The sequence below is a fragment of the Bacillus testis genome (assembly GCF_001243895.1).
Lineage (GTDB): Bacteria > Bacillota > Bacilli > Bacillales > DSM-1321 > Bacillus_AD > Bacillus_AD testis.
Genome location: NZ_LN851186.1, coordinates 922,457 through 938,681, shown reverse-complemented (window position 1 = coordinate 938,681; position 16,225 = coordinate 922,457). Strand labels below are relative to the sequence as shown.

The 16,225-nt window shown below is 39.7% G+C and carries 16 protein-coding genes and 1 pseudogene; 6 read left to right on the top strand and 11 right to left on the bottom strand.

Going from position 1 to position 16,225, the window contains the following annotated elements; all coding sequences use genetic code 11:
• Entirely contained in the window at window positions 1-339 is a 339-nt protein-coding gene (locus BN1765_RS05175) for a PadR family transcriptional regulator (protein WP_050614132.1), read from the top strand.
• A gap of 1 nt (window position 340) precedes the next feature.
• A complete protein-coding gene (locus tag BN1765_RS05170) occupies window positions 341-679 on the top strand; it encodes a DUF1048 domain-containing protein (RefSeq protein WP_050614131.1) in 339 nt (112 codons plus the stop codon).
• A gap of 176 nt (window positions 680-855) precedes the next feature.
• On the opposite strand, the gene BN1765_RS05165 is transcribed toward BN1765_RS05170, so the two are convergent.
• The 3 genes from BN1765_RS05165 to BN1765_RS05155 all read right to left on the bottom strand — a co-directional run bounded on the left by BN1765_RS05165 (window position 856) and on the right by BN1765_RS05155 (window position 3,087).
• The gene (locus BN1765_RS05165; RefSeq protein ID WP_050614130.1) at window positions 856-1,941 is read right to left on the bottom strand and encodes a DUF4236 domain-containing protein; all 1,086 of its coding nucleotides are present in this window, start codon (window positions 1,939-1,941) and stop codon (window positions 856-858) included.
• Window positions 1,942-2,041: 100 nt separating this feature from the next.
• Window positions 2,042-2,539, bottom strand: a complete 498-nt coding sequence (locus BN1765_RS05160; RefSeq protein WP_050614129.1) for an LURP-one-related/scramblase family protein — start codon at window positions 2,537-2,539, stop codon at window positions 2,042-2,044.
• A gap of 203 nt (window positions 2,540-2,742) precedes the next feature.
• Window positions 2,743-3,087 (bottom strand): winged helix-turn-helix transcriptional regulator, encoded by a 345-nt coding sequence (locus tag BN1765_RS05155; RefSeq protein WP_050614128.1) that lies wholly within the window; start codon window positions 3,085-3,087, stop codon window positions 2,743-2,745.
• 184 nt (window positions 3,088-3,271) lie between these two features.
• Between BN1765_RS05155 and BN1765_RS05150 the strand changes: the two genes are divergently transcribed.
• Window positions 3,272-4,000, top strand: coding sequence for an SDR family oxidoreductase (locus BN1765_RS05150; RefSeq protein WP_050614127.1), 729 nt, complete (start codon window positions 3,272-3,274; stop codon window positions 3,998-4,000).
• A 526-nt stretch (window positions 4,001-4,526) separates the two neighbouring features.
• On the opposite strand, the pseudogene BN1765_RS05145 reads toward BN1765_RS05150, so the two are convergent.
• From BN1765_RS05145 to BN1765_RS05130, 4 genes and pseudogenes are all read right to left on the bottom strand, one after another.
• Window positions 4,527-4,958 (bottom strand): annotated as a pseudogene (locus BN1765_RS05145) (SpoVR family protein); the annotation flags it as partial.
• 298 nt (window positions 4,959-5,256) lie between these two features.
• Complete coding sequence (locus BN1765_RS05140; protein WP_050614125.1) at window positions 5,257-5,457, bottom strand: cold-shock protein; 201 nt, start codon at window positions 5,455-5,457, stop codon at window positions 5,257-5,259.
• 389 nt (window positions 5,458-5,846) lie between these two features.
• Window positions 5,847-7,259: a SpoVR family protein gene (locus BN1765_RS05135; protein ID WP_050614124.1), complete on the bottom strand. Its 1,413-nt coding sequence runs from the start codon at window positions 7,257-7,259 to the stop codon at window positions 5,847-5,849.
• 137 nt (window positions 7,260-7,396) lie between these two features.
• The gene (locus BN1765_RS05130; protein ID WP_050614123.1) at window positions 7,397-7,936 is read right to left on the bottom strand and encodes a hypothetical protein; all 540 of its coding nucleotides are present in this window, start codon (window positions 7,934-7,936) and stop codon (window positions 7,397-7,399) included.
• 599 nt (window positions 7,937-8,535) lie between these two features.
• On the opposite strand from BN1765_RS05130, the gene rsgA reads away from it, so the two are divergent.
• A complete protein-coding gene (gene rsgA, locus BN1765_RS05125; protein WP_050614122.1) occupies window positions 8,536-9,618 on the top strand; it encodes a ribosome small subunit-dependent GTPase A in 1,083 nt (360 codons plus the stop codon).
• Window positions 9,619-9,763: 145 nt separating this feature from the next.
• On the opposite strand, the gene BN1765_RS05120 is transcribed toward rsgA, so the two are convergent.
• The 3 genes from BN1765_RS05120 to BN1765_RS05110 all read right to left on the bottom strand — a co-directional run bounded on the left by BN1765_RS05120 (window position 9,764) and on the right by BN1765_RS05110 (window position 12,213).
• A complete protein-coding gene (locus BN1765_RS05120) occupies window positions 9,764-10,102 on the bottom strand; it encodes a hypothetical protein (protein WP_050614121.1) in 339 nt (112 codons plus the stop codon).
• Between the two features lie 129 nt (window positions 10,103-10,231).
• The gene (locus BN1765_RS05115; protein ID WP_050614120.1) at window positions 10,232-10,885 is read right to left on the bottom strand and encodes a potassium channel family protein; all 654 of its coding nucleotides are present in this window, start codon (window positions 10,883-10,885) and stop codon (window positions 10,232-10,234) included.
• 14 nt (window positions 10,886-10,899) lie between these two features.
• Window positions 10,900-12,213, bottom strand: a complete 1,314-nt coding sequence (locus BN1765_RS05110; RefSeq protein WP_050614119.1) for a potassium transporter TrkG — start codon at window positions 12,211-12,213, stop codon at window positions 10,900-10,902.
• Between the two features lie 646 nt (window positions 12,214-12,859).
• Between BN1765_RS05110 and BN1765_RS05105 the strand changes: the two genes are divergently transcribed.
• Window positions 12,860-13,579: a CPBP family intramembrane glutamic endopeptidase gene (locus BN1765_RS05105; protein ID WP_050614118.1), complete on the top strand. Its 720-nt coding sequence runs from the start codon at window positions 12,860-12,862 to the stop codon at window positions 13,577-13,579.
• A gap of 218 nt (window positions 13,580-13,797) precedes the next feature.
• Here the strand turns inward: BN1765_RS05105 and BN1765_RS05100 are convergent, their stop codons facing one another.
• On the bottom strand, window positions 13,798-14,664 hold the full coding sequence (locus BN1765_RS05100) for an NAD-dependent epimerase/dehydratase family protein (protein WP_050614117.1): 867 nt from the start codon (window positions 14,662-14,664) through the stop codon (window positions 13,798-13,800).
• A 165-nt stretch (window positions 14,665-14,829) separates the two neighbouring features.
• Here BN1765_RS05100 and BN1765_RS05095 point away from each other — a divergent pair, with 165 nt between their 5' ends.
• The gene (locus BN1765_RS05095; protein WP_050614116.1) at window positions 14,830-16,116 is read left to right on the top strand and encodes a glycoside hydrolase family 18 protein; all 1,287 of its coding nucleotides are present in this window, start codon (window positions 14,830-14,832) and stop codon (window positions 16,114-16,116) included.
• The last annotated feature ends 109 nt before the right edge of the window (window positions 16,117-16,225 follow it).

Below are 16,225 nucleotides of genomic sequence, written 5' to 3'. Positions count from 1 at the left end.
TTGAAAAATATAACGGAAATGCTGAAAGGGGTGCTTGAAGGTTGTGTGCTTGAGATTATTAGCCGCGGTGAAACTTATGGCTATGAAATCACGCAACAACTGAGAGAACTTGGCTTCACTGATGTAGTTGAAGGCACAGTTTATACGATTCTTATGCGGCTTGAGAAAAACAACCTAGTAGAATTGGAGAAAAAACCATCCACTATGGGTCCGCCGAGAAAATTTTACACGCTCAACACAGCAGGTCAAAAGCATCTAGAAGTTTTTTGGGATAAATGGGATTTTGTTTCAAGTAAAATGAACGAACTCAAAATTAAACACATTCCAAAGGAGGATTAAAATGAGTATACTTGAAAAAATTATCGGAAGTTTGAATGCCAAGCGAGAATGGAGGGAGATTGAGGCGCGTGGGAAGGCACTTCCAAGTGAGTACCGTAACGCTTACAATGCTATCAAAAAATATATGTATACCTGCGGCGGCCCCACAGACTGGAAGGACACCAGCTGCATTTTCAGTACCCTTCTCGATCTCTTCGAGGAAGGCGCAGCGGAAGGAAGGAAAGTAACTGACCTCACTGGCGAGGACGTAGCTGCTTTCTGCGATGATCTAGTGAAGGATGTGAAAACTTGGAGTGATAAGTATCGTACAATTCTGAATGATACTATTCACCGCAACTAACGACTGAATCCGAGCAGAGTTTCGCCTAATATCAACACTGGATGACAAACTATTAGCTGATTTCGTATTATAAGGTCAACCAATTAACTTGGTCAACCTTATAATACGAAGGGGCAGTATTCTTGTAACAACTCCATTTTTAAAATTCAAAGAGAAACTTTTTAATCATTCTTTCTTCATAAGCTGCATTTATCAACTGATTCAAAACCTTTCGTTTTCTTAAACTGCATATGGTGTTGAAAATTCGCCATTGAATCGGAGCAATCTATATGATCTAAATCCAAAGAGTTTAAAATGTCACGTTCTATTTTAACAGACAATATTAGAATACGTTCATTATATCCTGTAGCAGTATTTAACTTTTCTTCATAGGTATGAATAATAACAGTCTTTAATGGTAAAAGAGCAAATAAATCTCTAGCAATCCGTATTGTGCAGCTACAAACATAATCTTGCTGTAAATCAAAATAACGTGTTTTAGTCATCTGTTTTATGGATAATTTACCCGTTTTAGTTAGACGTTTTTCCTCAGTTGGAATGACATCTTTAAAATGAGCATCAAATTCAACCTCCATATAGGAAGGGTCATCGGTTGAAAATTCAAACCCACTTCCAAATTCGCTTAAATCTTCTAATGGATTCATTTCTTCAATTACCTTTAGATAAGTGTCGATATTACCATTGAGCACTTCTTCTGCAATTGCAACTGTATTCTTCCATTCATTGTATTCTTTTTGATCCTCTTCTTTGGCTGCCTCAATCTCTTTAGCTAATTGGTTATACACTTTTTCTTCTCTTTTAAATAACCGATCAATGAATGTAAGTTTATGATTTTCATACTTCTCTTTTGCTTCTAATTCATGTCTCCCAATACCGCCTAATGGATAAGGTGGTTGACTGTTTAAAATGGTATGCCAATCGACATAATCATCACATTCTTTATGAATGGATTTTACTAACTCACACTGATTTTCAAATACAGCTACTTCATATTGCGCTTGTTCTCTTTCTTGCGCTTGTTTAATAGCTCTTTGTTGTGATTGTAGATTATTCCTAGTTTGATAAGCTTTTGTTTTATAGTTTTTTGAGGATGTATATGATAACCCAGTCCCTGGTACACCCACAGTCGTTGTAGATCTACCTCTGCTGTTAACACTATACCGCAAACCTTTTCCACCAACACTTATACCTGCACTCTTTCTCCCTACATTAAGTCTAACTCCAGGTGCAATCTTTATGCTTTTACGAAATCGTAATCCCATCCTAGTCCCCTCACTTTATGAATAAACTTTTGTTGTTATTTTAATTTTATAATAATTAAGGATGTATTTCTTGTAATCCTTTTAATTTTGAATTTCTGCTTTAAATCGACGCTGCTGAGGAAGCAGCTGCTTGATCAGCCTTCACACAATCAATTGCAATAACGAGTGCAATAATAATAGTTTCCATTTCTTCATCTACTATTTGAACCTTGTAGCTGTCGCCCCAAGTGAACCACTCCTTGCCCACTTCACCTACAATTTTACCATTCTGCAAGACTTGAAAATCCATATCCCACCAATTACCATGCACTTCTATTCCTGCCGCATCAATTGTATATCGTGCTTTAAAGAAGGAAAATTCCTTCTTTATTGTGAATACCTCTCGACCATTCACCTCAACCAAAAACTTCGGCAAAAGGCTGAATACTTTTTTCGTAATGAGTGCTACTTCATCTCTTGCTGTATTCATAATGGAGAAAGTCTTTGGAACTTGCATAAAACTTCCCTCCACGTAATATATATCCTTCTCCTGCTGATCCTTTACTGTAAATTTCCCGCCAAGACTGAATACCTTTTGCTTTATATAAAGCTGCCTCATACTTACGCCTCCGAACTTAAGTCTTTTACATTACTTACGTTTGAAATAAGCATTGGTTCCAATCATGAGCTTTGAAAGTAATTACAATAAACTTGATTGAACAAATAAGCCTTGCCTAATCGGCATGGCTTTAGATTACTCAAATAAAAAATCAGGAAAATCCATTTGCTTCCTTTATATTTCCGTATTTGGGCTCCCAAAATCTAGATTAGATAATTTTGCCCCCACGCTCTTAAAGAATTAATGATAGATGATAACTCATTTCCTTGTTCGGTTAAGAAGTATTCTACTCGTGGTGGGACAGTATCATCTACCTTCCTTTTCACAATTCCATCAGCTTCAAGTTCCCTAAGTTGCAAAGTTAGTATTCTTTGCGAAATGCCCGGTATTAATCGTTTAAGTTCATTAAATCTGATTGATTTTTCGGATAATAGGTCGATAATGATACCTTTCCATTTTCCACCTATAATCTGTAAAGCCATCTCAATAGGACAAGCCCTTATAACCTCTTTACTGCAATCACCATATCCTTTTAACCCATATCCCATATTTGCCACCCCATTCATTAAGTTACAAAAATGTGCCTACTTACATGCATCAATGATTTCCACTATACTTACTATATCAAAAATGAAAGCGGTTGATGCCTAATCAAATTTATATCATCTTAACGAGAAATTAAGATATTTTGCACATCACCAGGTTAAAGAAATTGATAAAGGGGGAATTTTTATGGATAAGCCAAAAATCGTTTTAATAACAGGGGGAAACAAAGGTATTGGTTTTGAAACAGCTAGACAATTAGGAAAAATGGGATATGAGATTTTATTAGGATCAAGAAATGAAAAAAGAGGACTTGAGGCGGTAACGTTATTGGAAAAGGAGAACATTAAAGCTAAAACAGTGGGTCTTGATGTTACAAACCCCACCTCAATTCTTTCCTCTGTAGAAAGAATTGAACAAGAATATGGATTGCTTGATATATTGATTAATAATGCAGGCGTATTTTTTGAAGGCGAAATCAATCAGAGTGAACTGGAATTGTCCGTCCTCAAAAGCACATATGAGACAAACGTTTTTGGTGTATTTTCTGTAACAAAAGCGATGCTCCCATTGCTCAGAAAGTCTTCTTCCGGAAGAATCGTTAATCTTTCCAGCGGATTAGGTTCCTTAACCTTGAATACAGACCCCAAATCAGAATTTTATAATGTGAATACGCTCGCCTACAATAGCTCCAAAACGGCCGTAAATGCTTTAACCGTTTTTTTCGCTAAAGAATTAAGCGATTCTCCTATTAAAATCAACTCCGTTTGCCCTGGATTTACAGCAACTGATTTAAATGGTAACAGTGGCTATCGTTCGGTCGACCAAGCCGCTTCCATTGTAGTGAAGCTTGCCACAATAAATAGTGATGGTCCAACTGGAGGCTTTTTTGATGATAATGGAGTTGTGCCTTGGTAAAATGGAGGAGGTGGAGATTAGTACTTATTTTACTCGAGGCTGTATCTGATGATATAAATATGGTTTTTCGAAATGTATGTTTGAGTCAAATAAAAAATATAATAAAATACAGAAAAAGTCTCTAATTTAAACTAATCTCCATGTCAAGGACACAATAAAAAAAGAGACTAAGCAGCTTGAAGGTGGTTTCTATACTGAATAGGAGCCATCTTTTTTAATTCCACTAGTATCAATAGTTATAGTCACAAAATTTTTATACTCCCAACTCATTTTGAGAAAGCTGCCTAATGAATAACCTTGTCTAATTTTTTAGAGTCACTTCATCTGAAGAAACTTTTACGAAATACAGTTTGACCGAGTGAAGTAAATTAATTTTATATCACGTGTAAATTTAGTCACAAAAAACTGCACCTCCAAATGCTAGATTGTGTCTAACATCTGGGGTGCAGTTCAGTAATTCTACTGGCTATCCCACTCAAAATTAATTCTTATACATTCTCTTTCTATTATATAAATAGAATTTTCCTTACAAATACTTCTTATAAATCCCCTTGCTATCATAACTATATAAAATCGGCTTATCTTCCACAATCGTTTCCATATGGACGCCGCGGCCCCACAGCTGATAAATATAAGGCAGCACTTTCTCTAAATATTTCACATCCAATTCAATGCCTTCATACCAGTGCTTCAGATAGAGCTCGCCATTGCGCAGATAGTCGCCGTCATTGACGGTGATGTACGGAAATCCCCCGTTCACTCTCATTCCGACCAACTGATCGCGCACATGGGTCCATTCTTTATCGACCACTTTATAATCGCGCCCTTGTTTTTGGAAGAGATACATATCCTCGTGCATCACCAAATCCTTGGTAAGATAATTGCGGAGGAAGGAAATATCCGATTCGATTTCGCGCACTTCGAACATTTGCTGGCGGTCTGAGCCAGGTTCCACGCCCGCATTAGCTTGGCGAACTCGATGGATTCATCGGAAGTTAGGTTTAATTTACTAAGATGTCCAGCCCTCGTTCAGCTAAAGATTTTTAGGAAGTTAACGATTAATAAACAAATGCGGATTTTAAATTAGGGATTATTCAATCATTGTGCTATACTGAGTCTACCATTTGAATTACTTGTTTCAGATACGTTTGTTGCATAAGCTCTATTCATTCATTGAATAGGGTTTTTTTATTGCCAGAATTCATTTCAAGCAAAAAAAAAGGATCCCGCTTTACGCAGGATCCTTTTTGCTGTTATTAAGCTTTTTGAACGTTAGTAGCTTGTGGACCGCGTTGTCCTTGTTCTACTTCAAAAGTTACACTTTGACCTTCGTCTAAAGATTTGAAACCTTCGCTTTGGATTGCTGAGAAATGTACAAATACATCTTCTCCGCCTTCACGTTCGATAAATCCAAAACCTTTGTCTGCATTAAACCATTTAACTTTACCTTGTTCCATAATTGTTGCCTCCTGGTATGGACTTTTCCATACAATGTGTTACTATCCTTGCTCAAATACCTTAGACGAAAATCAAAATCGCTTCTCAATCTGACAGCGAACAAAAATAATTCTTCTTAAGAATAACAGATAAAATTTAAAATAGCAAATAAGTAAGATACCCATCTATAAATGACTAAACTTTAAAAAAGAAGGTAAAGCCACCTGTTTTATGAGTGGATACCCAATTTATCTATCCAATATCTTGCATTACAACCCTTAATATTTTCGAACAATAAGAAATTGTTTCTAATTAGGTCATTAAAAAAAGCCAGCAGTAATTCTACTGGCTATCCCATTCAAAATTAATTCTTGCACTATCTCTTTCTATTATATAAATAGAATCTCCCTCACAAATACTTCTTATAAATCCCCTTGCTATCATAACTATATAAAATCGGCTTATCTTCCACAATCGTTTCCATATGGACGCCGCGGCCCCACAGCTGATAAATATAAGGAAGCACTTTCTCTAAATATTTCACATCCAGCTCAATGCCTTCATACCAATGTTTCAGATAGAGCTCGCCATTCCGCAGATAGTCGCCGTCATTGACAGTGATGTACGGGAAGCCCCCGTTCACCCTCATCCCGACCAGCTGATCGCGCACATGGGTCCATTCCTTGTCGACTACTTTGTAATCGCGCCCTTGCTTCTGGAAGAGATACATATCCTCGCGCATCACCAAGTCATTAGTAAGGTAATTGCGGAGGAAGGAAATATCTGATTCAATTTCGCGCACCTCGAACATTTGCTGGCGGCCCGATCCAGGTTCTACTCCCCGTCGCTTCATCTCCTCGGTCGGATTATCATAGCGCTCTTCGATATCCTCGAAAATTTTCAACCCTAGATAATACGGATTGATGGTTGTTCTTGAAGGTTGCACCACACCCGCATTGAGCTTAGCGAATTCGATGGATTCATCGGTCGTCAGGTCAAGTTCGCGGAGGATGCGTTGATGCCAATAGGATGCCCAGCCTTCGTTCATGATTTTCGTCTCCAGCTGTGGCCAGAAATAAAGCATCTCTTCGCGCATCATCGTCAATATGTCGCGCTGCCAATCAGTCAGCTCCCGGCTGTATTGCTGGATGAATAAGAGCAGGTCCTTTTGCGGCTGGGATGGAAATGTTTTGTATTTCTTTTTTGCCGGTTCGGGTTTACTGTCTTTTCGGTCAAGGTTCCAGAGATCATCATATGGGGATGCTCGTTTTTCGAGTGGTTTTTCTTCTTCTGTCTCAAGATCTATGATTGTCGTTGGATGAAGCAGTGCCGGGTCGATATGCTCCTCGATGGCAAGGACTGCGTCAAGGAAGACTTCTACTTCTTTCTTGCCATGCTCGATCTCGTATTGGCGAATGCGGTCGGCTGTGGCTGCCATGCTTTCCACCATATCTCGTTTAGTATTCTGGAAGCGGATATTATTTTTGAAGAAGTCGCAATGCGCCAACACATGTGCAACAATCAACTTATTTTGTATTAATGAATTGGAGTCTAATAAAAAGGCATAACAAGGATTAGAATTGATCACTAATTCATATATCTTGCTTAGTCCAAAGTCATATTGAAGTTTCATCTTATGAAATTGCTTCCCAAAGCTCCAATGGGAATACCGGGTGGGCATTCCGTATGCGCCGAAGGTATAAATGATTTCACTTGGGCAAATTTCATAGCGCATCGGATAATAATCCAGGCCGAAGCCCTTAGCGATTTCCGATATTTCCCCAATCGCTTTTTCCAGTTCTTTATGTTCGGTAGCTCTCACTCTGCCCCCTCCTTTTTCTTCTTACCTCATAGTATGAAAAGGAGTTGATAAAATGACGAAAGCAAATAATATTTTCCCGCTGGGCGTTTATCATAAAAATGAAAAAACCCCTGCAAAAAATTGCAGAGGATACTATATTAGGATGGCTGAAGCAATTCGGCTTTTTGAATAAAGGACAGGAGTTTTTCATCATCCATATTATGGTTCTTTATGTCTCTTAGGAAAGACAATATGCCTTTCTTGATTCCCTGCCTAAAGGCGACTGTCGGAACAATGTTCATGCTGTTGACCGGCAAATTGGTTGATTTCGTCACTTGTTCTCCATCATACCAATAGATAGGGTCCAGGGATCCATGCTTGATTCCAATCAATACATGCTCACCTTGGGGAATAATGACCAATTCTTTATCCATCATCCCCTTGCCTATTTCCAATGTTTTTGTGCCGATCAATGAAAAGTTCAAAAGAAGATTTGAAATAAAGGGCAAGACAGGGACAGCGAATCCTTCCTTGGACAGTGCTGTGTTTCCCATTTCCTCTGATTGCTCAGCCAGGTGATAATTGCTGAAAAAAGAAACACCATTCAGCAGAAAATCAACCTTTCCCCAAAGAACCGCCTCTTCATCGGATTGGCCGCGGTAATCTAAATCCGCGTGAAATATAATCGAGAAATCCATATTCGCACCTCGAAACCGTCCGGGCTCACGAGAAGCCAGACTTCCTTTTATGTACAAGTTATTTATGAAACTACTTGTATAGCTTTCTTCCAGTATAGAATGAAAATAAAAAGTTTACAAATATTACATTTATATGACGTTTCTATTTCTGGATGAACTATTTATATAGTATATCATATAAGAGCGTATGTACCTCTTGATAATGTTACAGAGTTGAATCATTAGAAAAACCTCAAAAATAACCGTTATATTAGGTCTTTTTCTGTCCTTGGTTTCCTATTCTAAAAGAAACTCCTATAAAAGCAGCATTTGCCTCCTATATACTGGAAATATTTGATGATAAAGCATACACTATTAGTAGGAAAATATGAAAGGAGTGGATGTTTTATGAAAAGATTGCATAATGGATTTGCCGTAAATGAGGAGGTACACATCCACTAAAGCCAGGCTTCTCTCAGACAAAAATGATTGGTTTCCGCCACTGGCCACCCTTTACTATTTGCACCATAGAGCCATCGGACAGATCAACATACAAAAAGGGATGTACGTCCCTCCTCTCCATATACTCATGCCAGTTGATTAGATCGAGGAGGACAAACATGACTGAAAACAGATTAGAACAAATAGGATTTGATTGTTTTTTCCAACAAGAAGCTGCCCGTTTTCCGCATTTATTTGCGGCTAAGGTTTCTTCGCAGCATAAAGAAATATATAAAGTGATCGGCCAACAAGGTGAAATGCAGGCCAAGGTGGCCGGCAAGCTGAGTTACTCAGCGTTTGATGCCCGCGATTTTCCGGCCGTCGGAGACTGGGTAATGGTCGACCGGGAACAGGATAGCAGTGGCGATGCTATCATTCATCATATCCTTCCCCGCAAAAGTATATTTGAGCGCAATGCTGCCGGCCTTTCAAATGATGTCCAAATTATAGCCACGAATATCGATGTCATCTTTATTTGCATGTCGGTCAACAGTGACTTTAATTTGCGAAGATTGGAGCGATATTTGGCTGTCGCTTGGGATAGCGGCTCTACGCCTGTTGTTGTTTTGACTAAAGCCGATTTATGTGAAGATATCGGCGAAAAATGGGGGCAGGTTAACGAGGTCGCCATCGGGGCAGAAGTAATAGCTGTCTCTTCTATGCAGGAGGAAGGTGTGGCCAATGTAAAAGCAATGGTTCCCTGGGGAAAATCTGCCGCTTTCATCGGCTCGTCAGGTGTCGGCAAGTCAACCTTAATCAATTCATTGATGGAGGCTGAAGTGCTTGCTGTCAACAACATCAGGGAAGAAGACGATAAAGGGCGCCATACGACCACCCATCGCCAACTATTACTTCTGCCAGGAGGGGGAGCTGTCATTGACACACCGGGGATGAGAGAATTGAAGCTAGAAAGTGGCGATCTCTCGCACTCTTTTGCTGATATTGAAGAATACGCCCGGCAATGCCGCTTTTCCGATTGCTCCCATCTAAAAGAACCCGGTTGCGCCGTGAAAGAAGCGATTGCCGACGGAAGCCTCCCTGCCGAACGTTTCAGCAACTACCTGAAGCTACAGCGGGAGCTGCACTACCAAGAAATGAAGGCAAACAAGCGGGACAAAGCAAAAGCGGTCAATATGTCCGGAAATATGAATGCCATGAAGAAAATTTCCCAGCAGATTAAAAGGAACAATAAAAAAAGGTAGAGTAACCTTTAATCGGTGGATATTTTTCTTCATCTCACTCTCGGGGACCCTCGTGCCCGTCAGCACAGTAAATCAAAAAAAGAAACGCTCTATATCAAGGGCGTTTCTTCTTTTATGCTATATTTTTAGCTGCTTGGATCCTCTTTCAAAGAGCCGATACGGCAAACTGCTTGCTTTGCCAGCGGGCCATGCCATATTGATTGATTTCCGCTTCAATAATCATATACCCTTTATTTAAATGAGATGTGAGATCCTTCAAGATCAACGGATACGTTGCTTTGATTTTTGCGTTCAACTTATCTTTGCAAGCTCTTGTCAATAAATGCAGTCCTTCAAATTCCAGCCTCTCATGGATATCGATCGCAGTGCCGTTATGTAGATGGATGGAAAGAAGGATGGCTCGGCAATATTCAGAACATTCAAGAAACCCGTGCCAATCAAATGGATTTTTGCCTTGCATTTCTATTTTATATTGTTTCTTCATCCTCAAACCCCTCAATCAAACGCTTTGTTGAATATCATTCTATTCAGTTGTGTCCACATTATTTTACATGAAAGTGCCTGTCTATCACAGAAAAAAATAGGATTCTCTTTCAGATTTAGGCCGCTATCTTCAGTTATATTTTTTCTTGAATTTTTCAATTTTTTTATTTTGGCCGATTACCAAAAAACGGTCGCCCGGCTTGAAAGCCACATCAGCAAAATGGGATAAAAGGGGTTTGTCATCTCTTATAATCAAAGAAACCACCAAGTCATATTTTTTGGAAAAATCAAGCTCGCATAAGCTTTTCCCATAAAGAGATCTTGGAACATCCATTTCGACAATGGAGACATCGTTGGTAATTTCGTAATATTCAATGATACCCGACATCAATTCCTGCCTTGCCGCTTTTTTCCCCGCTTCCTCTTCCGGATAGATGACGCGGTCGGCCCCGATGCTCAACAGGATTTCACCGACTTCCCGCGATATTGATTTTGCCACAATCCTTTTGGCATTGCGTTCTTTGATTTTTTTGGTAATGAGGATTGCTGAAAAAGCATCTGTGCCGATCGCTATAAAGACTGTATCGAATTCTTCGATATTCAATTCATCCAGCACATCATTGTCACGGAAATCGCCGATGATTGCATGGGTGGCATATTGGTCAATCTCATCTAATTTCTGCTCGTTTGTGTCACAGACCACAACTTTTGCACGTTGGTCATACAGTTCCTTAACAACGCCGCGTCCAAATCGGCCTGCGCCTATCACCAAATATTGCCTCATTATTACTCCTCCTCTTAACCGACAGCCAAGTCTTCTTTCAAATATCTCATTTTTGATTTTTCGACCCTGAATACAAAATAAATTAAGGTAAAAATCCCGATTCGCCCAATGACCATCAAGCACATCAGAATAATTTTCGAAAAAACAGTCAGGTGCTCTGTTATACCCATCGATAATCCAGTGTTTGTTAGGGCAGAAACCACTTCAAATACGATCATTTCAATCGGTTCTTTCTCAACAATCGATAAAGCAACTGTAGAAGAAAATAATAAAATAAGGAATGAAATCAAAATCAAAAATGATTTATTGATTGTTTCCTGCGTAATTGTTTTCTTATAAATGACTGTATGCTCTTCTGACTTCACCACGGAAATCATCTTGGCGATCAAGACGGCAAAGGTAGTCAGACGAATGCCGCCCCCGGTACTGGTCGAAGCACCGCCGATAAACATTAATAGCGTCATAATCAGGATGGTTGTGATCGTTAATCCTGATAGATCGAATACAGTCAATCCCCCGTTGCGCGTCGTTGCAGACAGGAACACCGCATTGGCCACTTTATCCATGAAATTCAAGCCTTTAAATGCTTTTCCGTACTCAAGTGCCATATAAGCCAACATCCCCGCCACCAATAAAATCGCATGCATACGAATATTGATTTTAGTGAATAAACTTTTTCTTCTCCGCAACGAAAAAATATACTCCATAATCGTTGGGTAGCCAAGACTGCCCATAAAGATGGTGAACGAAGTGACGTACAGCATCAGGTCATTATGTTTAAACGAAGCAAAACCGCCCTCAAATAAGTTAAAGCCGGCATTCGTAAAACTGGCCACTGCGTGGAAGGCCGTCACAAACATTGCTTCTCCGGTGGAATCGAACTGTGGACGAATCTGTCCATATGTAAGGAATGAGCAAATTAGCTCGATGATGATGGCAATCAATAAAACCGATATGCTTAGGGACTGGATTGTCTTCAAATTGGTTTGGTTTTGGTCTCTGCTAATCAAAATCAAACTAGTCATGGAAAGCCGTCGCCCCATCATCATAAATAAATAACTGATCAACACCAAAATCCCAAGGCCTCCAAGCTGCATCTCGATCATCATCAGTGCTTGCCCCATTCTGGTCATTTCCTCTAATACATTGACAGTTGACAGGCCTGTGACGGCCAAGCAACTGGTAGAAACAAACATCGAATCAATAAAAGCCAAATTTCCTTTATGGCATAAAGGCAACATATACAAAATGGCAAAGAGAAAGATGCCTGTTATATAAATGATGAAAATCGACCGAAAAGATTGGATCGTAGATTTTGAAAGAATCATAGAGCACCTCCTCTATTAAACTTCTTTTTCTTTTTTATCCCATTCTAACTGATTCTAAAACTCTCCTACAACGGCCATGTTGGAGATCAAGTGCTAAAATTCAATTGGTTCAAAATGATTGATAGAAATCCCGCCGGTCAAAGTTTTACTTTATCTAGCTCAATCTAAAGGTTTCTATATCCATTATCCAGAATTCTTTTTTACATGGCAAAGAAAGCCTATAAGCTTTCTTACCCTATTGATATAAGCATAGCTCTTCTTCATGCAAAGGAACCATATCCAACAACTTGCTTTATGAAGGGACATAGAAAAATTAAATATGAAATCGAGGAATAGCCTAATAATCCCCCTACCACATCCAATAGAATAGGATTTATTCTATTTAGAGTTCTAAAGCCCTAACTGGTGAGTGGTTTGATCGAGTGGAATCTTCATTAAATAAATTAAGTGCATAGCAAAAAACTACTATCCTCATGGCAGATGCTTTACATGTAACTGATCACTTTCAAAAACGGATACTTTTCACCTAGATATTCCACAGAAGTAAAGAAAGTTATTTTTTACAATTACCAATAAAAGGTATTTTTTACCAACTAAGAAGTGTATAATCACAATAAAAGTTATTTACGATTTGAGGGGTGGTTACATGCATTTTTTTTGGAAACTACTTGGGTTAGAACTATTGTTAATATTTTTCTATACAGCAAATGGAGCTTATTCTAGTATAAAGGAACCTTCTAGTCCTTTTTTTCAATTCATTGGTCTGGTGCCGTTAGCATTAGGGATTCTATTATATTTGTTAGTGAGAAAGAAATGGGCGCATTATTTTTTTGATGGATTAAACAATTTTCAGTTTGTATTACTATCACCATTAATAATCGTGCTATTGATGATTTTAATTGGCAATAAAGGACTTGATGTAAGTTCGATTTCCCATTTGGTAAGTATGTTAATCATGCAGATTTTTGTAGTTGGTTTGATTGAAGAGACTTTTTTCCGAGGGTTTATGCTTCGGATGTTAATGCCGATTGGAGTTAAGAGGGCAATAGTGATTTCTAGTTTCCTTTTTGGACTTACACACGCTCTGCAATTAATGAGTGGCCAGTCTTTGGAAGATACCCTTCTTCAGATTCTTTATGCTATTTTGGTTGGCTTTGTACTATCTCTACTCATCATTCATAGACAATCTATTATTATTACAATTGCTTTTCATGGTTTAAACAATTTTTTGAATTTCATGGGGCAACAGAAAGGAACGATGATTTCTGCTTATTTGATCATTATAATTTTATTTATCTATACCATTTATTTATGGCAACGAATAGATAAGATAGAAATCAAACAGGATTGTCAATCTGTAGTTTAGCCACTTTAAACACCCTCCGGACAGTCCCTTAAATCAGCCACATATACATTCACCGCAATCTATCTCACTTTTGTAACACTGAGCACTTATCTTGTGCAAATCATCCGGCAAAACACAATCAACCGTAATACACCTAGCGGACTTAACAAAACGCTTTTTGCTCAAACAATCCATACGCAAAAAAAGCAGAAGGTAGACTCCTTCCGCTTTACTCTATTTCATTCTATATGATCCAGTCTTCTAAGGTTCAAGTCCATTAACGGATATAGATAGTCACGCAACTGGCTGAACAAAAATCCCTGCCCCTTTGCTTTTTGGTTGGATAAGGTATAGGAAGAATAAGCGTCGTACGGACCTTGTTTTCCATCTTCAGCAAACTGTACGGGCACTGAGGATTGACGCCCATAATAATCCATGATTTCCTGCAGATCAATGGTTCCATCGCTGCTCGCGTTGATTGCCCCGAGTTTCTCTTTATCCGCGCACCATACCAGAAAACGGCCTGCTTCCTTGCTGCTGATAAAGCACATTTCTCCGGAAGCTGGTTTTATTTTTTCGCCCTTTATGATTTGTTCGCCGTAATAAAGCAAACGGCCGGTATAATCATCTTCTCCAAGGACAATTGGAAAGCGTACGGCCGTTACGTCCGTGGGAGCGTTTTGGAAATAATATGCTTCCGCCCGCCGTTTTCCCTCTCCATAATCCGCTTCCTCATTGGAGTCCCAGTCATAATCAGAAGGAGAGAAAGCGTTCTCTTTAATCTTCTGCCCAGATTCATAGACTGCCATTGAGGATGTGAAGATCAGCTTTTTCACAGATGGCGTCAATGCCCTGCATAAGTAAGCGGCTTCTTGGTCGTTATAGCCGATATTATCGTAAACGATGTCAAAGTCATCCTGCTGCAGGCAATGCTTCATGCTCTCCGGATCACGGCGATTGACAATCAAACGCTTGACTGCCGGGCCAAAACGATCCGCTGTCTTTCCCCTTGTCGCAACAGTAACATCATATTGTTGCTTTATCAATTGATGCACCAACTCTTTCCCGAAAAAACGGGTTCCACCCAACACCAATACTTTTCCCATACAATTCCCCTTCTGTTTGCAAATTCCCCCATAATGATTCCATGGAAGTTCCATCCTATCTTAATATGTCTCCATGAGTTTATTCAAGGAAAAATAAGGGATTAAGCACATGACCCCTTCCGTAACATCATATAGTAAAAATAAAAAACAAAATGGAGGAACGCTATGCAAATTCATGTAGTAAGTGCAGGCCAAACGGTGTACAGCATTGCTCAGGCCTACAATACAACGGCGCAGCAGATTATCTCAGCGAATCAACTGAGAGCACCAAATGATTTGGTTGTCGGCCAGGCATTGGTTATACCAATCGTCGGCCGTTTCTATTATGTACAATCGGGGGACAGTCTATGGAGCATCGGCAGGAAGTATGGGATTTCCCCGCAAGAATTGGCAAGAATAAATAATATATCTGTAGACAGTCCACTGACAGTCGGTCTACGCCTATATATACCTCCCCTGCCGAAAAAAAACGCTGAGTTCCTGGCCTATGTAGAACCGCAAGGCGCAAGTGTATCGCCCACTTTAGAAAGAAGTGCCAGAGAAGCTGCTCCTCACTTGACCTACCTCGCTATCTTTAGCTTTCAAGCCCAGCGGGATGGCAGCCTTCGAGAGCCATTACTAAATAACTTCGCCACCATCGCTTCTTCACAGAGGACCGGCCTGGTGATGGTTATATCAAATCAGGAAAGCGGCGAATTCAGTGCTGATCTGGCAAGGATTATTCTGAATGACATGATGGTTCAGGATGCATTTTTAAAAAATATCGAAGAAACGGCCAGAAAATACGGCTTTAGCGATATCCATTTTGATTTTGAACATATGCGTCCCGAAGACCGTGATGCATATACAGCATTCCTCAAAAAAGCAAAAACGCGTTTTTCTAAACAAGGATGGCTGGTATCCATAGCCTTGGCGCCGAAAACGTCCGCCACGCAGAAAGGAACTTGGTTTGCAGCTTTTGATTATAAAGCACAAGGAGCTGCCGTGGATTTTGTGTTGATCATGACATATGAATGGGGATATAGCGGCGGGCCGGCTCAAGCGGTCTCACCGATTGGCCCTGTACGAAAAGTGTTAAACTACGCCATCAGTGAAATCCCGGCAAATAAGGTAATGATGGGACAAAACCTGTATGGCTACGATTGGACACTCCCTTTCAGGCCAGGAACAATCGCCAGGGCAATCAGCCCGCAAACAGCAATCGATTTGGCCAGACAATTCAAGGTGCCTATCCAATATGATACAGTCGCACAAGCCCCTTTCTTTAGATACCGTGATGAATCGGGCAATGAACATGAGGTATGGTTTGAGGATGCCCGCTCCATTCAGGCAAAATTCGATTTGTTGAAAGAACTGAATTTAAGAGGAATGGGATACTGGAAATTAGGCTTATCTTTCCCGCAAAATTGGCTCCTAATACAGGAGAATTTCAACGTTGAAAAGAAAGGCTGAAATCCCCTGCCAAAGCTGGAAAATCAACCCTTGCCGGATTATTGGATCCATGCATAATGTCCGCCGCTAAAATACTGAAGCCCCCCTGGCAAATTAATACTCCACCTTC